Source organism: Sphingobium sp. RSMS, assembly GCF_005406185.4.
Taxonomy (GTDB): domain Bacteria; phylum Pseudomonadota; class Alphaproteobacteria; order Sphingomonadales; family Sphingomonadaceae; genus Sphingobium; species Sphingobium fuliginis.
Genome location: NZ_CM191257.1, coordinates 1,682,779 through 1,700,193 on the forward strand (window position 1 = coordinate 1,682,779; position 17,415 = coordinate 1,700,193).

Annotated in this window: 17 protein-coding genes; 3 read left to right on the plus strand and 14 right to left on the minus strand. The window is 66.0% G+C overall.

Annotated elements, in window-relative coordinates; all coding sequences use genetic code 11:
• The 8 genes from EGM87_RS07835 to gpmA all read right to left on the minus strand — a co-directional run bounded on the left by EGM87_RS07835 (window position 1) and on the right by gpmA (window position 7,980).
• On the minus strand, window positions 1-411 hold the full coding sequence (locus EGM87_RS07835; RefSeq protein ID WP_025550052.1) for a DUF3035 domain-containing protein: 411 nt from the start codon (window positions 409-411) through the stop codon (window positions 1-3).
• Window positions 411-929 carry a signal peptidase II gene (lspA, locus tag EGM87_RS07840; protein WP_044662500.1) on the minus strand — a complete coding sequence of 173 codons (519 nt, stop codon included), beginning with the start codon at window positions 927-929 and terminating at the stop codon, window positions 411-413. The genes EGM87_RS07835 and lspA overlap by 1 nt, the downstream gene beginning before the upstream one ends.
• Window positions 930-987: 58 nt before the next feature.
• Window positions 988-3,897: an isoleucine--tRNA ligase gene (gene ileS / locus EGM87_RS07845; protein WP_044662501.1), complete on the minus strand. Its 2,910-nt coding sequence runs from the start codon at window positions 3,895-3,897 to the stop codon at window positions 988-990.
• Between the two features lie 122 nt (window positions 3,898-4,019).
• The gene (locus EGM87_RS07850; RefSeq protein ID WP_044662502.1) at window positions 4,020-4,958 is read right to left on the minus strand and encodes a bifunctional riboflavin kinase/FAD synthetase; all 939 of its coding nucleotides are present in this window, start codon (window positions 4,956-4,958) and stop codon (window positions 4,020-4,022) included.
• 8 nt (window positions 4,959-4,966) lie between these two features.
• Window positions 4,967-5,494: a dihydrofolate reductase gene (locus EGM87_RS07855; RefSeq protein WP_044662503.1), complete on the minus strand. Its 528-nt coding sequence runs from the start codon at window positions 5,492-5,494 to the stop codon at window positions 4,967-4,969.
• Between the two features lie 131 nt (window positions 5,495-5,625).
• Window positions 5,626-6,696: a 5-(carboxyamino)imidazole ribonucleotide synthase gene (locus EGM87_RS07860; RefSeq protein ID WP_044662504.1), complete on the minus strand. Its 1,071-nt coding sequence runs from the start codon at window positions 6,694-6,696 to the stop codon at window positions 5,626-5,628.
• A gap of 1 nt (window position 6,697) precedes the next feature.
• The gene (gene purE / locus EGM87_RS07865; RefSeq protein ID WP_044662505.1) at window positions 6,698-7,192 is read right to left on the minus strand and encodes a 5-(carboxyamino)imidazole ribonucleotide mutase; all 495 of its coding nucleotides are present in this window, start codon (window positions 7,190-7,192) and stop codon (window positions 6,698-6,700) included.
• 101 nt (window positions 7,193-7,293) lie between these two features.
• Entirely contained in the window at window positions 7,294-7,980 is a 687-nt protein-coding gene (gene gpmA, locus EGM87_RS07870; protein WP_044662506.1) for a 2,3-diphosphoglycerate-dependent phosphoglycerate mutase, read from the minus strand.
• A 155-nt stretch (window positions 7,981-8,135) separates the two neighbouring features.
• Between gpmA and sppA the strand changes: the two genes are divergently transcribed.
• Both sppA and rnr read left to right on the plus strand, forming a co-directional pair.
• A complete protein-coding gene (sppA, locus tag EGM87_RS07875) occupies window positions 8,136-10,037 on the plus strand; it encodes a signal peptide peptidase SppA (protein WP_044662507.1) in 1,902 nt (633 codons plus the stop codon).
• 364 nt (window positions 10,038-10,401) lie between these two features.
• On the plus strand, window positions 10,402-12,711 hold the full coding sequence (rnr, locus tag EGM87_RS07880; RefSeq protein WP_025551393.1) for a ribonuclease R: 2,310 nt from the start codon (window positions 10,402-10,404) through the stop codon (window positions 12,709-12,711).
• Window positions 12,712-12,867: 156 nt separating this feature from the next.
• Here rnr and EGM87_RS07885 read toward each other — a convergent pair whose 3' ends face one another.
• The 5 genes from EGM87_RS07885 to EGM87_RS07905 all read right to left on the minus strand — a co-directional run bounded on the left by EGM87_RS07885 (window position 12,868) and on the right by EGM87_RS07905 (window position 16,304).
• A complete protein-coding gene (locus EGM87_RS07885) occupies window positions 12,868-13,188 on the minus strand; it encodes a hypothetical protein (RefSeq protein WP_025551395.1) in 321 nt (106 codons plus the stop codon).
• Window positions 13,189-13,289: 101 nt separating this feature from the next.
• Window positions 13,290-14,666: an MATE family efflux transporter gene (locus EGM87_RS07890; RefSeq protein WP_044662508.1), complete on the minus strand. Its 1,377-nt coding sequence runs from the start codon at window positions 14,664-14,666 to the stop codon at window positions 13,290-13,292.
• A gap of 3 nt (window positions 14,667-14,669) precedes the next feature.
• Window positions 14,670-15,599 carry a DUF808 domain-containing protein gene (locus EGM87_RS07895; protein WP_025551398.1) on the minus strand — a complete coding sequence of 310 codons (930 nt, stop codon included), beginning with the start codon at window positions 15,597-15,599 and terminating at the stop codon, window positions 14,670-14,672.
• Between the two features lie 118 nt (window positions 15,600-15,717).
• Entirely contained in the window at window positions 15,718-15,966 is a 249-nt protein-coding gene (locus tag EGM87_RS07900; RefSeq protein WP_044662509.1) for a tellurite resistance TerB family protein, read from the minus strand.
• Window positions 15,963-16,304, minus strand: coding sequence for a hypothetical protein (locus EGM87_RS07905; RefSeq protein ID WP_025551401.1), 342 nt, complete (start codon window positions 16,302-16,304; stop codon window positions 15,963-15,965). Before EGM87_RS07905 ends, EGM87_RS07900 begins: the two co-directional genes overlap by 4 nt.
• Window positions 16,305-16,435: 131 nt before the next feature.
• Between EGM87_RS07905 and EGM87_RS07910 the strand changes: the two genes are divergently transcribed.
• Window positions 16,436-16,741, plus strand: coding sequence for a hypothetical protein (locus EGM87_RS07910; protein ID WP_044662510.1), 306 nt, complete (start codon window positions 16,436-16,438; stop codon window positions 16,739-16,741).
• A 27-nt stretch (window positions 16,742-16,768) separates the two neighbouring features.
• On the opposite strand, the gene EGM87_RS07915 is transcribed toward EGM87_RS07910, so the two are convergent.
• Window positions 16,769-17,401, minus strand: coding sequence for a trimeric intracellular cation channel family protein (locus EGM87_RS07915; RefSeq protein ID WP_044662511.1), 633 nt, complete (start codon window positions 17,399-17,401; stop codon window positions 16,769-16,771).
• Between the last annotated feature and the right edge of the window lie 14 nt (window positions 17,402-17,415).

Consider the following 17,415-nt stretch of genomic DNA (forward strand, 5'->3'; position numbering starts at 1 on the left):
TTATTGCGGAGTGGCCGCGCGGGCGTCCTGACCGTCGCCTTCGGGGGCGGCGATGATGTCGCGGGTGGTTGCGCCCTTTTCGACCACTTCGGTCGCCGGATCGCCGGCGGAGGAACGAATGCCCGCGGCGGCATTGGCGCGGCCGGCCGCGTTCAGAGTGGCGCTTTCGCCCGGGCTGCGGGCAGCGGGGCCGCCGAACATGGCGTCCATTGCAGCCTTGCTCGAATCGACCGACGCGGCGGCAGGCGTGCCGGGCGCGGGCGGAACCAGCGCGAAATCAGGCGGGATCACGAGCGGAGCCTGGCGCGAAACGGCAAATTCGTCGGGACGCGACCGGTTGAAAAGGCCGCCGCCACCGCCGCAAGCGGACAGCATGGAAATCAGGCCAGCGGCGAGGATCAGTTTACGCATCAGTTCATTGACTCCGTCTTTGCGCCCTTCTCGCGCAGCAGAAGCGCCCGCGCAAGCAGGATCAGCACGCCGAAAGTGATGGCTGCATCGGCCAGGTTGAAAATCAGGAAAGGCCGCCACTCCCCGAAATGCAGGTCGGCATAGTCGACCACATAGCCCAGGCGCATGCGGTCGATGATGTTGCCGATGGCGCCACCCAGGACGAGGCCGAGCGCCGCGACGTCCTGACGCGCCTTTTCGCGCCACATCCACACGGCCACGAAACCCGCGATCAGCATGGTCATGCCGACCAGTATCCAGCGCATCATGTTCGTGTCAGCGTGGAAGAAGCCCATGGAAACGCCGCGATTTTCCAGCCAGCGCAGGCGGAAGATCGGCAGGATTTCAATGCCGTCGTCCATCCGGCTTTTCAGCGCGAGGGGATAGGTGACGGTATATTTGACGAGCTGATCCAGCACGAGCGTGACGGTCGCGACAATCAGGCCCAGAGGGCGATGGTGGTTGACGGGATTTGGCATCAATTAGTGCTCAACCTGCATAACTTGGTCCCCCCGTGCACTGGCAAGCGCTTCATGCTCATGCCGACAAAACCTCGTCGCAGCGGTTGCAGAGCGCGCCGTCTTCCTCGACCTCCGGCAGCAGGCGCCAGCAGCGGCCGCATTTGTGCCAGTCGCTGGGCTTGACGACGATGCCGTCGCCCTTGCCCATTTCGATGCGGGCGACGATGGCGATTTCAGCGAAGTTCACACCGTCACTGGGGACCAGTTCACCCATGGTGACATCGGCTTCCAGGCTGGAGCGGATGACCTTTTCGCGGCGGAGCGGTTCGATGGCTTCGTTGACCTGATCGCGCCGGTTGCGGATCTCCGCCCATTTGTCGTCCAGGCTCTGGTCGAGCCAGGCCGCATCGACGGTCGGCCATTCCAGGAAATGCACGCTTTCTTCGGCATTTGGATAGCGGCTTTGCCACACTTCCTCAGCGGTGAAGGGGATGATCGGCGCGGCGTAGCGGACCAGCGCGTGGAACAGCGTGTCGAGCACGGTGCGGTAGGCGCGGCGCTTCGGGTCCGACTTCGCATCGCAATAGAGGCAGTCCTTGCGGATGTCGAAGAAGAAGGCCGAAAGGTCGCTGTTCGCGAAATCCATCAGTGCGCGGGTGTAGCGGCTGAATTCCAGCCAGTTCTCACTGCCGGCCGCCTTGTCGACCACGCTGCGGAGATCGGCGTCCAGCCTTGCCAGCAGATGGAGCATGTAGCGCTCCAGTTCCGGCATTTCAGCGACGGGCAGCCTTTCCTCTTCGGAAAAGTCGGAAAGCGCGCCCAGCAAGTAACGGAAAGTGTTACGGAGTTTGCGATAGGCGTCGGACGAACCGGCCAGCACTTCCTTGCCGATGCGGACGTCGTCGAAATAGTCGGTGCTGGCGACCCAGACGCGCAGGATGTCGGAGCCGCTTTCGGCAATGACCTTCAGCGGATCGACGACATTGCCGAGGCTCTTCGACATTTTGCGGCCCTGCCCGTCCAGCGCGAAGCCGTGGGTGAGGACGGCGTCATAGGGCGCGCGGCCGCGCGTGCCGCTGCTTTCCAGCAGCGAGGACTGGAACCAGCCGCGATGCTGGTCGGAGCCTTCCAGATAGAGGTCGGCGCGGACGCCTTCGCCGTAACGGCCCTCCACCACGAAGCTGTGGGTCGAGCCGCTGTCGAACCAGACGTCGAGAATGTCGTTCACCACCTCATAGTCGTTGAGGTCGTAATCGGGGCCGAGCAGCGCCTGGTGGTCGGCGCCGAACCACGCATCGGCTCCCGCACCCCTGAACGCTTTGAGGATGCGGGAATTAACTGATTTATCAACCAGATAGTCGCCGGTCTTGCGATGGACGTAGAGGGCGATCGGGACGCCCCATGCGCGCTGGCGGCTGATCACCCAATCCGGGCGGCCCTCCACCATCGAGCGGATGCGGTTGATCGAGCGTTCCGGCACCCAGCGGGTGTGTTCGATGGAGTTGAGGGCGAGTTCGCGCAGGGTAGCGGCGTTGTCGCCCTCACCCTTCCCACTCGCTTGCGTGAGGGGGGCCCTTCCCTCTCCCGCAAGGGGAGAGGGATTCTGGTCCATGGGGATGAACCATTGCGGGGTGCAGCGGAAGATGATCTTCGCCTTGGAGCGCCAGCTATGGGGATAGCTGTGTTTGAAGTCATCGGACGCAGCCAGAAGCCCGCCTGCTTCGCGCAGGTCGGTGCAGATGGGCCCTTCCCTGCCGACGAATTTCGGGTTGATGACGCTGCCCTGGCCGCCCAGCCAGAGCCAGTCTTCGCGATATTTGCCGTCATTTTCGACGGCGAAGACCGGGTTGATGCCGTTCGCCTTGCAGAGCGCGAAGTCGTCCTCGCCATGGTCGGGGGCCATGTGGACGAGGCCGGTGCCCGCGTCGGTGGTAACGAAATCGCCCGCGAGGAACGGGCGGGGCTTGGCGAAAAAGCCACCGAGATGGTGCATCGGGTGGCGGGCGATGGCTCCGGCGAGGTCGGTGCCACGCAGGCTCGCCCAATCTTCTTCGGGATAAGCGAGAACGCCAGGAACGTTACCCTGATCGCCACACCGAGTTAAGAATATGGCAGCAAGTTCCTTTGCTACCAGATAGACGTTTTTGCTCCCGCCCTCCGGCACCAAGACATATTCAATGGCCTCACCATATGCCAGCGCCTGGTTCACTGGAATGGTCCATGGCGTGGTAGTCCAGATAACAGCACTAACCTTGAAGGCGTTATCAATTAAGGTCTGGATTTCCGGCGCATTCGGCGCTTCGACGATCTCGAACGCCACGTCGATCTGGGTCGATACGATGTCCTCATATTCCACTTCCGCCTCGGCCAGCGCGGTCTTTTCGACCGGGGACCACATGACGGGCTTCGCGCCGCGATAGAGTTGGCCGCTTTCCGCGAATTTCAGCAGTTCGCCGGCGATGGTCGCCTCCGCGTCGAACTTCATGGTGAGATAGGGATCGTCCCAGTCGCCCATGACGCCAAGGCGCTTGAACTGTTCCTTCTGCACGCCGACCCACTTGTCGGCATAGGCGCGGCATTCGGCGCGGAATTCCTGGGCCGGAACCTCGTCCTTGTTCTGCTTCTTCTTGCGATATTCCTCCTCGATCTTCCATTCGATGGGAAGGCCGTGGCAGTCCCAGCCGGGGATATAGGGCGCGTCATAGCCCAGCAGCGACTGGCTGCGGACGATGATGTCCTTCAGCACCTTGTTCATCGCATGGCCCATATGAATGTCGCCATTGGCATAGGGCGGGCCGTCGTGGAGGATGAAGCGCCGGCGGCCCTTCCGCCGTTCCCGCAGCTTGCCGTAGAGGTCCATTTCCTCCCAGCGGGCCAGGATCGCCGGTTCCTTCTGCGCGAGGCCCGCCTTCATCGGGAAGTCGGTGACGGGCAGGAAGACGGTGCTCTTGTAATCCTGGGTTTCTTGGCGAGGCTGATCGGTCATTTTGGGTCCGGCGGTGAAATAATCCGTTCGTTCCGGCCTGCCGAACGATCGCGCTCTTCCTCAAGGAAAGAAAAGGGCTTCGACAGGCTCAGCCCGAACGGGTGAGAAATATGCCCGGTGCATTAGGCGAGGTGCGGCGTTCCCGCAAGGATTTGCCGCGCATCGTCGCAATCCTTCGCGATGGCGGCCATCAACGCGTCGAGGCCGTCATATTTCGCTTCAGGACGAAGATAGTGGATCAGTTGAACCTCGATCCGCTGGTCGTAGAGATTTTCGGCGAAGTCGAGGAAATGTGGCTCCAACAATTCCTTGGGCGGATCGAAGCTGGGACGGATGCCGAGATTGGCCGCACCGTCCAGCACGCGCCCGTCGGCCAGCAGCCCGCGCACGGCGTAGATCCCATAGGCCGGGCGCAGATAATGGCCAAGATCGATATTGGCCGTTGGAAAGCCGATGGTGCGGCCGAGCTTGTCGCCATGCTGGACCACGCCTTCAATGGCGAAGGGGCGGGTCAGCAGGCGGGTGGCGGTCGCGCAGTCGCCGGACTGGAGCGCCTTGCGGATGCGGGTGGAGGAGATGATCTCCCCATCCGCGCCGGTGACCGGGGGTACGGCTTCGGCGGCAAGGCCGAGCGGCGCGCCCAGTTGCGCAAGGCTCCGCGTGGAGCCCGCGCGGTCCTTGCCGAAGGTGAAATCCTCCCCCGTCACGACTCCGGCTACGCCCCAGTCGACCAGCAGGCGAACGAAGGAGAGCGGGTCCAGCGCGGCCAGTTCGCGGGTGAAATCGAACACCAGCATCGCGTCGGCGCCCGCGCGGGCGAAGAGGCGTTCCCGCTGGTCGAGGGTGGTCAGGCGGAACCAGGGGGTTTCCGGGCGAAAGAGCCGCATCGGATGCGGGTCGAATGTGGCGATGACAGCGGGCCTGCCCTGCGCGCGGGCAAGCTCTATGGCCCGGCGGGCCACGGCCTGATGCCCGGCATGAAATCCGTCGAAATTCCCCAGCGCCATGATGCTGCCGCGCAGATGCGCGGGCATCGGGGCGCCGCTGTGCAGCCGCTCCATGAGGGGCGCTATAGGGATGCGTCCGGCCGCTGGCAATGCGCGGCGGCGCGGAGGAAAGTGACGAAGCTGTAGGCGGGGCGGCCATTTTCGGCGGGATGGTCCTGCCGGGCGACTTCCCGCCAGTCGGCGGGATCGGGATAGGCGATACGGGTGTCGCCTTCCGCATCCACATGGACCTCTGTGAGTTCGATGCGATGGGCGAAAGGCAGGAAGAGGCTGTAGATTTCCGCGCCGCCGATGACGGTGACGGTGGGCGATGCGGCCGTGGCTATGGCGTCCCGCGGGCTGTGGGCGGTTTCGGCGCCCTCCCCCCTCCATGCGCTGTCGCGGGTCAGGACGATATGGCGGCGGCCGGGCAGCAGGCCGGGAAGGCTGTCGAAGGTCTTGCGGCCCATGATCATCGGGTGGCCGAGGGTAAGCGCCTTGAAATGCCGGAGGTCGGCGGGCAGGCGCCAGGGCAGGTCGCCGTCCCGGCCGATCACGCCATTGTCGGCGCGGGCCAGGATGAGGAGGATTTCGGCGGTGGGACTGGTCATGCGGTTCGGGCCAATATTTGATCGATCACGACACCCATCCTGCGTTCGGTCGGAGCCTTTCGAAGCCCCCATCGCCTCCCCTTTAAAGAGAAGTGAAGCCCTTCGACAAGCTCAGGGCGAACGATGAGAGGTTAGAGGGTCAGGCGGGTGACATGACCCATCTTGCGCCCGGGGCGGGCTTCATGCTTGCCGTAGAGGTGCAGGTGATTGGCCGGATCGGACAGGATCTGCAGCCAGTCATTGGCCTCGACGCCGATCAGGTTGCGCATCTCCACCTTCGTCGCGGCGAGGCCGGTGTCGCCCAGCGGCAGGCCGCAGATCGCGCGGACATGATTTTCGAACTGGCTCGTCACCGCTCCTTCGATGGTCCAGTGGCCGCTATTGTGGACGCGCGGGGCCATTTCGTTGAAGACCGGGCCATCGGCGCTGGCGAAATATTCCAGCGTCAGGACGCCGACATAGTCGAGCGCGTCTGCGACTTTCGACGCCAGGGCGCGGGCTTCGGCAAGCTGGCCTTCGATCCGCGCGCCGGCGGGAACCGTCGAACTGTCGAGAATGCCGTCCCTGTGGACGTTGGCGGCGCTGTCCCAGAAGCGGATGTCGCCATGGGCGCCGCGCACGAGGATGACGGAGAATTCCTCCGCAAAGGTGACGAAGCCTTCGAGGATGGCGCTCTGGCGGCCAATGGCGTTCCACGCGCCGACCGCATCGCCGGGATCGGAGAGGCGCGCCTGCCCCTTTCCGTCATAGCCCATGCGGTTGGTCTTGAGGATCGCCCTGCTGCCGATCTGGTCCAGCGCCTCTTCGAGATCGTCCAGGCTTTCGACCGGGGCGAAGGGCGCGGTGAGGCCGCCCAGGTCGCAGACGAAGCGCTTTTCCGCGAGGCGGTCCTGCGCCACGCGGAGCGCCTCCGCGCCGGGGCGGACGAGACCGTGGGTGGCGAGGACTTCGACCGCCGAGGGGTCGATATTCTCGAACTCATAGGTGACGACGTCGACGCTGTCTGCGAAGGCCGCCAGTGCGTCGGCATCCTCATAGGCGCCCTGCGTCCAGCGGGGAGAGACGTCGGCGGCGGGGCCGCTCGATTCCGGGGCGTAGATGTGCGTGCGATAGCCAAGCTGCGCGGCGGCGATGGCGATCATCCGGCCCAACTGGCCGCCGCCTAATATGCCGATGGTGGAGCCGGGCGGGATGATGGTCATCTTATTCGGGGGTGTCCGCTACGTCGTTGGTCTGCTTTTCCCGCCAGGCGTCGAGGCGCTGCGCCAGCGCTTCGTCGGTGGTGGCGAGGATCGAGGCGGCGAAGAGCGCGGCGTTGATCGCGCCGGGCTTGCCGATGGCAAGCGTGCCGACCGGAACGCCGCCGGGCATCTGGACGATGGAAAGCAGGCTGTCCATGCCCTTCAGCGCCTTGGACTCCACAGGCACGCCCAGCACTGGCAGGCGCGTCATGGAGGCGGCCATGCCGGGAAGGTGCGCGGCGCCACCGGCTCCGGCGATGATGACTTTCAGGCCCCGGCCGACCGCGCCGGTGGCATAGTCGTAGAGGCGCTGAGGAGTGCGGTGGGCGGAGACGACCTTGCATTCATGGGCGACGCCGAGGGCCTCCAGCGTGTCCGCCGCGTGGCGCATCGTTTCCCAGTCGGATCGGCTGCCCATGATGATGCCGACTTGCACGGCTTCGAGTGCCCCGGTCATTTCGCTTCGCACTTTCCCTGATATGCGGAAAGCAAAGCCCCTTAGCGGGAGGTTCGCGGAGGGGCAATGCTTCTTTCTTCCCCCTGCGGGAAGGGAACTTTCTAGCGTTCCGACAGGTAGTAGCGGTCCCTGGCGGTCAGGTCGTCGGCGAGTTCATAGACGATGGGCTGACCGGTCGGGATTTCCAGTTCGGTGATCTCGTCGTCGGGAATGTTCGAGAGATGCTTCACCAGCGCGCGGAGGGAATTGCCGTGGGCGGAGATGACGACGCGCTTGCCGGCCTTGAGGTCGGGGGCGATCCGCTCTTCCCAATAGGGCAGCACGCGGGCGATCGTGTCCTTCAGCGATTCCGTCGAGGGGATCGGAATGCCGGCATAGCGGCGGTCCTTCGACAGGTCGAACTCGCTGCCCGCCTCCAGCGGCGGCGGGGGCGTATCGAAGCTGCGGCGCCAGATCTTCACCTGCGCGTCGCCATGCTTCGCCGCCGTCTCCGCCTTGTTGAGGCCGGTAAGGCCGCCATAATGGCGTTCGTTCAGGCGCCAGTCCTTTTCGACCGGCAGCCACAGGCGGCCCATTTCCTCCAGCACCAGGTTCAGCGTCTTGATCGCGCGGGTCTGGACGGAGGTGTAGCACTGGTCGAAGTCCAGCCCCTTTTCCCTGAGCAGGCGGCCGGCGGCGCGGGCTTCCTCCGCGCCCTTTTCGGTCACGTCGACGTCCCACCAGCCGGTGAAGCGGTTTTCGAGGTTCCAGGCCGACTGGCCGTGGCGGATGAGGACGAGCGTGGGCATGAAGCGTGTCTCCTGCACGAGAAACCAAGAATTGCGCCCTCCCATAGCGCGGGAAATATCCGACGCAAGCTTGCGCGGCCCCGGCCTGCCCCCACATTGCAGTCGGTCCGTCGATGGGATAGCCCACGCAGAAGCTGAAGGAAGGAACCGGCAACTTGGCATTTGTGAAGGGCGTGTGGCGCATATTGGTGGCCATCAAGGACGGGCTGGTGCTGTTGTTCCTGCTGATGTTCTTCGGGGCGCTCTATGCCGCCCTGTCCTGGTCGCCCAAGCCAGCGCAGAGCGTCGGCAGCGGCGCGCTGCTGCTGAAACTGAACGGGACCATCGTCGAACAGCCGTCGGAAATCGATCCGATGGCGCTGCTGTCGGGCGGGAGCGACCGGGCGAAGGAATATGGGCTGGCCGACATCGTTGCCGCGCTGGATGCCGCCAGGGACGACAGGAAGGTGAAGGCCGTCGTGCTGAACCTGGACGGTTTCATGGGCGGCGGTCAGGTGGCGCTGGCGCGGGTGGGCAAGGCGCTGGACGCAGTGCGCGCGGCGAAGAAGCCGGTCTTCGCCTATGCGGCCATCTATAGCGACGACAGCTATCAACTGGCCGCGCATGCGAGCGAAAGCTGGGTGGACCCGCTGGGCGGCGTGGCGATCACCGGGCGCGGCGGATCGGGGCTTTATTACAAGGGGCTGATCGACAAGCTGGGGGTCAACACCCATGTCTATCGCGTCGGCACCTACAAGAGCTTCGTCGAGCCCTTCACGCGGACCGGCCAGTCGCCGGAAGCGAAGCAGGCCAATCAGGCGCTCGCCGATGCGCTGTGGGAGGATTGGCGGCAGGAAGTGGCCAAGGCGCGGCCCAGGGCGCGGCTGGCGGCCTATGTCGGCAATCCGGCGGCTCTGGCGGAGGCGGCTGGCGGCAATCTGGCGAAGGCGGCCTTGGGCGCCGGGCTGGTCGACCGGGTGGGCGACGAAGCCGCCTTCGGCGCGCGGGTGGCAGAGGTTGCGGGCGATGCGCCGGACGACAGGGCCGGGAATTTCGCCGCCATCGATCTTAAAAACTATATGAGGGCGCACAAGCCCGCCAATGACGGCGAGATCGGCGTGCTGACCATTGCGGGCGACATCGTCGATGGCGAGGCCGGGCCGGGCACGGCGGCGGGCGACACGATTTCGGCGCTGCTGCGCAAGGCGTTGGCGGACAAGGACCTGAAGGCGCTGGTGGTCCGGGTCGATTCGCCGGGCGGATCGGTGATGGCGTCGGAGAAGATCCGCAGCGCCATCATGGAAGCGAAGTCCGAAGGTCTGCCGGTGGTGGTGTCCATGGGCAATGTGGCGGCCAGCGGCGGCTATTGGGTGTCGACGCCGGCCGATGTGATCTTCGCGGAGCCGGATACGATCACCGGTTCGATCGGCGTGTTCGGCATCATACCCAGCTTCGAGGGCACTCTGGCGAAGATGGGCGTCACCACCGACGGCGTGAAGACGACGCCGCTGTCGGGCCAGCCGGACATTGCCGGGGGCACCACGCCGGAGTTCGACCGGATCATGCAGATGGGGGTCGAGGATATTTACGGCCGATTCGTCGGGCTGGTCGCGCAATCGCGCCGCAAGACCCCCCAGCAGATCGATGCCATTGCGCAGGGCCGCGTCTGGGACGGCGGCACGGCGCGGCAGATCGGCCTGGTGGATCGCTTCGGCGGGCTGGAAGAGGCGATTGCCGAAGCGGCGAGGCTGGCGAAGATCGATCCGGCCAAGGCCAGGCCCTATCGCATTGCCAAGGAACCGGACAAGTTCGCCGAATTCGTCCAGTCGGTCATGGATCGGGAGGATGAGGACGATGCCGGGGCCCCGTCAGCCATGGTCGGGCGCGACCTGCTCGGGCGGCAGGCGATCGTGCAGCGGAACTGGGCTTTGCAGGCCGTCGCCGATGTGCGCGCGCTGGTGAGCGGCGCGGGCGTGCGGGCCGATTGCCTGGAGTGCCGGGGCTATGGCGCGCCGCGGGTGGCGACGGCGGCGGATGACCGGGGGATGGTGGCGCTGCTGCTTGGGCTGTGGCGGTGATGTGCGGTGCTGCTTGATGTGGCATGGGGATTGATGGGCAGTGCAGGACATTCCTTTCTTCCTTGAGGGAGGGGGATGGGAAGCCCTGGCGGCGAAGGAGCGTGGGCGGGGTTGGATGAGGAAGGGGCGGGCCTGCGGCCCGCGCGATCCGTTGGATCGCAACCCCCTCACCCAGCTACGACTAGGCAGCAAGCTGCCAAGTCTGCGCAGCCCTCTCCCTCGAGGGAGAGGGATAAAATGGGTGTCCGCTTATTCACCCAGCCCAGACGCCACAAAGGCCCTTCCCTGCAGCCGCTATCTTTTCGCATCGACCCTCCGCCATGGAACACTGGCGCGGGGGAGCCCCTCTCCCTATAGCTGGTCCATGGCATCCACCGAAAAGAAGAAGAAATCCGACTCCGCCCGGACCAAGGTGCGGCCCGCAGGTTTCCCGACGCGCGAGCAGGTGATGGATTTCATCGCCACGTCCGACCAGCCGGCCGGAAAGCGGGAGATCGCGAAGGCCTTCGGTCTCAAGGGGCAGGAGAAGATCGCGCTCAAGGCGCTGCTCAAGGACATGGCGGACGAAGGGCTGATCGACATCGGCCCGGCGCGGGCCTTCCACAAGATGGGCGGCGTGCCCAAGGTCACGGTGCTGCGGATCGTGGATGTCGACGACACCACCCTGATCGCCACGCCGGAACGCTGGGAGGCGGAGGGACAGCCCGCGCCCCGGCTGCGCGTCATGGAGCGGGGCAAGCGCGGCGCGCTGACGATCGGCGACCGCATATTGGCGCGGACGGAGGAAGCGGGGCGCGGCTGGGTCGCGCATCCGATGAAGAAGCTTGCCAAGGCGAGCGAGGAATTGCTGGGCGTGGTCGAGGAAGCGGATGGCGGCAAGTTGTGGCTGCGCCCGGTCGACAAGCGCATCCGGCGGGACACCCCGATTTCGGACGCCGGCACGGCGAAGAAGGGCGATCTGGTGCTGGCCGAGCCGGTGGGGCGCCCGCCCCGGATCACGGCGCGGGTGACGGACATATTGGGCGATCCCTTCGCGCCGCGCAGTTTCAGCCTGATCGCCATCCACAAGCATGGCATTCCCCACGTCTTTTCCGAGCGGGTCGAGGAGGAGGCGGTGACGGCTTCCAGCCTCGCCTTGCATGAGGAGAAGCGGGAGGATTTGCGGCACCTGCCCATCGTCGCCATCGATCCGGTCGATGCGCGGGACCATGACGATGCGGTCTGGGCCGCGCCGGATGATGATCCGGCCAATGAGGGCGGCTACAAGGCGATCGTCGCGATCGCGGACGTCAGCTATTATGTGCGTCCGGGCAGCGCGCTGGACCGCGAGGCGAGGAAGCGCGGGAACAGCGTCTATTTCCCCGATCTGGTCGTGCCGATGCTGCCCCACCAGCTTTCTTCCGACATGTGTTCGCTGCGGGCGGGCGAGGATCGTGCGGCCATGGCCTGTCACCTCGTGCTGGATGCGGCGGGCAAGGTGAAGAGCTGGCGCTTTTCCCGCGCGGTGATCCGGGTGGCGGCGGTGCTGGCCTATGAGGATGCGCAGGCGGCAATCGACGGCGAAAAGCCCCTCGACCTGTTGGAACCGGCATTAAAGCCCCTCTGGGCCTGCTGGGCGCTGCTGCGCAAGGCGCGGGACAAGCGGGAGCCGCTGGCGCTGGACCTGCCGGAGCGGCGGGTGGTGCTGGACGAATATGGCAAGATCGTCAGCGTGGCGGTGCGCGAGCGGCTGGACGCGCATATGCTGATCGAGGATTATATGATCGCCGCCAATGTCGCGGCGGCAAAGGCGCTGGAGGCCAAGAAGGCGCCGGTCATGTACCGTGTCCATGAGCCGCCGAGTCGGGACAAGCTGGTGGCGCTGAAGGATTATCTGGCGACCTTCGACATCGAATTCGCCCTGGGGCAGGTGGTGAAGCCCGCCACCTTCAACCGGCTGATCGCGCGGATCGGGGAAGCGGAGGAGAAGCCCCAGATCATGGAGCAGATCCTGCGCAGCCAGACACAGGCCTATTATGCGCCGTCCAATATGGGGCATTTCGGGCTGGCGCTGGGGTCCTATGCGCATTTCACGTCGCCGATCCGGCGCTATGCGGACCTGCTGGTGCATCGGGCGCTGGTGGGCGCCTATGGGCTGGAACTGCCGGCGCCCAAGGGGGATATTCCCGACCGATCATCGCTGAGCGGCGAGGATATGGAGAATATGGGCCGCGTGGGCGAGATGATCAGCCAGCATGAGCGCCGCGCCATGGAGGCGGAGCGGGAGACCATCGACCGCTATGTCGCGGCGTTCCTGGCGGCGCATGTGGGCGATCTGGTGGAGGCGCGGATCACCGGGGTGCAGAGCTTCGGCTTCTTCGCCACGGTCGAGGGGCTGGGCGGCGACGGGCTGGTGCCGGTGTCGACGCTGGGCGACGAGCGTTTCTTCTTCGACGAAGCCGGGCGGGCGCTGGAAGGCGTGGAGAGCGGGGACCGCTATACGGTCGGGCAGCGGCTGCAATTGCGGCTGGCCGAAGCGGACCCGATCAACGGCTCGTTGCGCTTCGAACTGCCCGACGCCCTGCCCCAGCGGCCGAGCTTCAAGAAGGACCGCGTGCGGCCCGGCAGCGTCAGGCGCGGGCGGCCGACCAATATCCGCCACATCGGATCGAAGCGGGGCAAGCATCGGCGGTGAGAGCCCCTTTGCGATGAAGCTTCCACGGCGCAGGTTGACGCGAGTTCCTGTCCTTGCAGGAGCAGATGGCGCTGCAACCTCCACGGCGTCACCGTGAACGAAAAAGGGCGGCCCCGCAGGACCGCCCCTTTTTCCTCTTCAACCGTCAATGCGGTTTCAGGCTGCCGCGCTCTCCGGCTCGACCGCGAACAGGGTCACGCCCTTATATTTGCTGTCGCCCTGATCATAGAGGCCGTGCATCGCCTCGAACTTTTCATCGACCAGGCTGACGTCGTTCAGTCCCGCCAGCTTGAAGGTGCCGAGCTTCAGCTCCCGCGGCGGGCGGCCGTCGCGCTCTATCGTCACCGCGTCGATGAACATTTCGTCATGGCGCGTGTAGAGGATGTGCGGCGCGAGCTTCACGACCATCTTGTTGTAGGTCGCCATCAGACATTTCTGAAGCGCTATCGCCTCGAAGAACATGGTAGGAGCGTTCATAATGCGTTTTTCATTACCGATTTGACGCGCCGGTTCAATTGCTTTGTGCGTCGCACCATCGCACGGCGACGCAACCCGGCCCATGCCCGCGACAAATGGATTCAGGCGTTTCGCCTGCGCGATAGAAGATGCAGCCGCTCACGCAAGGCCCAGCGCGCCACCAGCAGCAGCGCGACGACGCCCAGCCCGCTCGCGAGTCCCAGCCAGATGCCAAGGCCCTGCAACCCCAGCGGAAAGGCCAGGACGATGCCGATTCCGATGCCGATCACCCAATAGCCGATCAGGGCGAAGATCATCGGCACGCGGGTATCCTGTATGCCCCTCAATACCCCTGCCCCCACCGCCTGCGCGGCGTCCACCAACTGGAACAGCGCCGCGACGCCCAGGAAACCGACCGCCAGCATCGCGGTCCGCGCATTGGCGGGATCGGCAAGGTTCAGGAAAGCGGAGATCAGCATGCGCGGAAAGGCGATGAGCATCGTCGCGGCGATCAGCGCGAATCCGGTCCCGATCGCCAGCGCCAGCCAGCCCGCACGGCCGACCGCTGCCAGATCGCCCTTTCCATAGGCGAGACCCACGCGCACGGTCGCCGCCTGGCCGATGCCCATCGGCACCATGAAGACGAGCGCGGCGATCTGAATCGCGACGGCGTGCGCCGCCAGCGAGTCGCGGTCGATCAGCCCCATCAGGAAGGCGGAGGCGTTGAACACGGTGGTTTCCAGCCCCAGGGTGATCGCGATCGGCAGGCCCAGCGCCCAGACGGCCCGGTGCCGTTCGCGATCATGGGTCCAGAATCGCCCCAGCAGGCGATAGCGACGGAACCGCCGGTCGATCAGGATGACCGACAGCAGCCCGAGGAACAGGAAGGAGGAGGACAGCGTGCTGGCGATGCCCGCGCCGAAAATCCCCAGCGCGGGAAAACCCAGATGCCCGAAGATCAGGGTCCAGCCCGCCAGCAGGTTGAACGGGATGGCGCAGACCATGATGATCAGGCCCCAGACCGGCCGTTCCAGCGCGGAAATGAAGTTGCGCAGCGTGGTGAAGCCCAGAAAGGGCAGCAGCGCCCATTGCAGGCCGCGCATCAGTTCGCCCGCCTGCGCCGCCAGGTCCGCCTCCTGCTCCATAAGCAGCAGGATGGATTCGCTTTCCCAGAGCAGCGCCCAGGCGGGCAGTACGAACAGGGTCGCCGCGCGCAGCGTCTGGTGCACCGTCCGCCTGACGTCGCGCACCGAATGCCGCCGACGCCCCCGTTCCGTGGCGATCAGCGGCGCGGCGGCAGTGACAAGCCCCATGCCGAAGATCAGCAGCGCGTTGAACAGGTTGATCGCCAGCGCCCCCGAAGCCACCGCGCCCGCGCCGAGCCGGCCCAGCAGCAGCAGGTCGGTCGCCGCGATGCCGGCCCAGGCGATATTGCCCGCGATCATCGGCAGCGCGAGCGCGGTCAGCGCCCCGGCCTCCAGACGCCAGGGTGAACGCATCGATCAGTGCTTTTTAAAGAGGTGCAGCACCGCCACGACGATGCCGCCGACGACCAGCCCGACGATAGCCGCGCCCGCCGCGTTCACGACCCATTCCACCGCCGGCGCGATGGCGGGCAGCCCCCGGCCCGCCGCTTCCGCGACATGATGGATGGCGCCGGGGATGAGATCCCAGTGAAATTCGTGCAGCCCGTGGACGATCAGGCCCCCGCCGACCCAGAGCATGGCCGCCGTGCCGACGACGCCCAATATCCGCATCAGCACCGGCATGGCCTTCACCATCGCCCGGCCCAGCACCCGTGCGCCGGCCGAACGCCGTTCCGCCAGATGCAGGCCGATATCGTCCATCTTCACGATGAAGCCGACGACGCCATAGACGCCGGCGGTGATCAGGAAGGCGACGACGATCAGGACGATCGCCTGCTCCCAGATCGGTTCCGCCGCCACGGTGCCGAGCGCGATCGCCATGATCTCGCCCGAGAGGATGAAGTCGGTGCGGATCGCGCCGGAGACCTTCTGGTCCTCCAGCTCCTTCGAACTGTGCGTTTCCAGCGCCTCCTCCGCCAGATCATGGCCGCCCTGCACTGCCTCCAGCAGCTTTTCGGCCGCTTCGAAACAGAGAAAGGCGCCGCCCAGCATCAGCAAGGGGGGCAGAAGCCAGGGTGCGAGGGCGCTCAGAACCAGCGCGGCAGGGAGCAGGAACAGCAGCTTGTTGCGCAGCGATCCCTTGGCGATCTTCCAGATGATGGGGAGTTCGCGGTCCGGCGTCAGGCCCATGACATAGCGCGGCGTGACGGCGGTGTCGTCGATCACGACGCCCGCCGCCTTCGAGCCCGCCTTGCCCGCGGCGGCGGCGACATCGTCCAGCGAACTGGCGGTAAGCTTGGCAATCCCCGCCACGTCGTCGAGCAGCGCGATCAGACCCGAAGGCATTGATATTATTCCCCTGTTGGCCCCGGCATGGGACCGGCAGCCGCCTCAATAGAGGCGGGGCGCAAGCGGTGCAATGGATTGGGAAGCGATCGGATCGATAAGGGGGCGAGCCGGCGGCTCAATGCAGGCCGCGATAATTGCCCGGCGGGTCGCTGGCAGGGAAGCTTTCATCGACCTGCTCGTCCACCATGTCCCATTCGCGCGCGTCGATATGCTGCTCGTCCGGCCCGGCATCGCGCACCGGGCCGGAGGAGAAGCCGGTCCCGCGATAGTCGCCCGCGTCGCGCTGCGCCTGCCACTCCTTCCATCCCCTCCACGCCACGGCGCCCAGTCCGGTGAGGAATGCGAGTTTCAACAACCCCTTCATTTCGGCTTCTCCTGTGCTTGGTGCAGATGGACCCATTCGGCCCGGTTGCCGCTGACGGTGTCCGGCGTCAGCGGGATGTCGCCTTCCTCGTCGGTGCCGCCCGGCGGTTCCACGGACGGCGCGGAGGCGACGGCCCAGCGCTGGCGCAGCGCGGCGTCGATCATCGCCTGCCAGACCCGTTCGTCACCCGCCTGCCGCATGGCATCGTCAGGGTCCTTGATGATGGCGAGCAGGCCTGCCGCGGTTTCCACCTGTTCCTGCCAGCGATCCGGACCCAGGTCGGGATTGCCGGCGGCCAGATGCCGCGCCAGCCGTTCGAGAAGAATGCGCTGCTCCATGCGCTGGTGAACGCGGGCCGGACCGCCCTGTTCCCCCGTCGTTCGGTTCCCGCGTCGTAACGCCTGTGCAGCGATGTGAACGGCCCGCCAGTTCGATCGTTAGCCTGGAATGCAAGGAAAAGGAGACGATCATGCCCCAGGGCGACAAGAGCAGCTACACCGACAAGCAGAAGCGCAAGGCGGAGCATATCGAGCAGGGTTATGAGGATCGCGGCGTGTCCCGCAAGGAAGCGGAACGGCGCGCCTGGGCGACCGTCAACAAGGAATCGGGCGGCGGCAACAAATCCGGCTCCGGCCGGGGCAAGCCGGACAGCCATGCCTCCTCGCGCAAGGGCGGGAAGGAGGGCGGCGCGGCGTCAGCCCGGCGTCCGGCCGCCGATCGGTCCGCCGCCGCCAGAAAGGGTTGGGAAACCCGGCGGAAAAAGGCGCATGGGTGATGGCGGACGCTATCCGCGGACGCCGGTTCAGTCTTCCGTCTGGTAGTGCGGCAGCCCGAGCCCTTTCCGCATCGCGACGGCCCGCAGCAGGAAACCGAGCAGCGCGGCGATGACGCCCGCGACGGGGACGTCCAGCCCGATCCAGCGCAGGACGACGAACAGGCCCGCCGCGAGCGCCGCCGCCGTCACGTACAGTTCCGGCCGCAACAATATGGACGGCTCCCCCGCCAGCAGGTCGCGCATGATGCCGCCGACGCAGCCGGTGACGACGCCCATCATCGCCGCCACCAGCGGCGGCACGCCATAGCTCATCGCCTTGGCCGCGCCATAGACGGCGAAGGCGGCGAGCCCCACCGCATCCAGCCAGTCGAGAGCGCTGTCGCTCCACAAACGGCGCGGGGTGAACCAGACGAGCAGCGCCGCCATCATGCAGGCGATGGCGGGCACGGCGTCGCGGACCCAGAAGACCGGCGCGCCGATCAGCAGGTCTCGGACAGTCCCGCCCCCTACCCCCGTCACCAGCGCGAAGAAGGCGAAGGTGACGAGCGTCTGGCGCAGGCGCGCGGCCGCCAGCGCCCCGGACGCGGCGAAGACGAAGGTGCCGACGATGCCGAGCGTCTCCAGCACCGGGCCGATTTGCGGCAGCAGCGTCTGGTTCATGGGGCGGCGCTGGG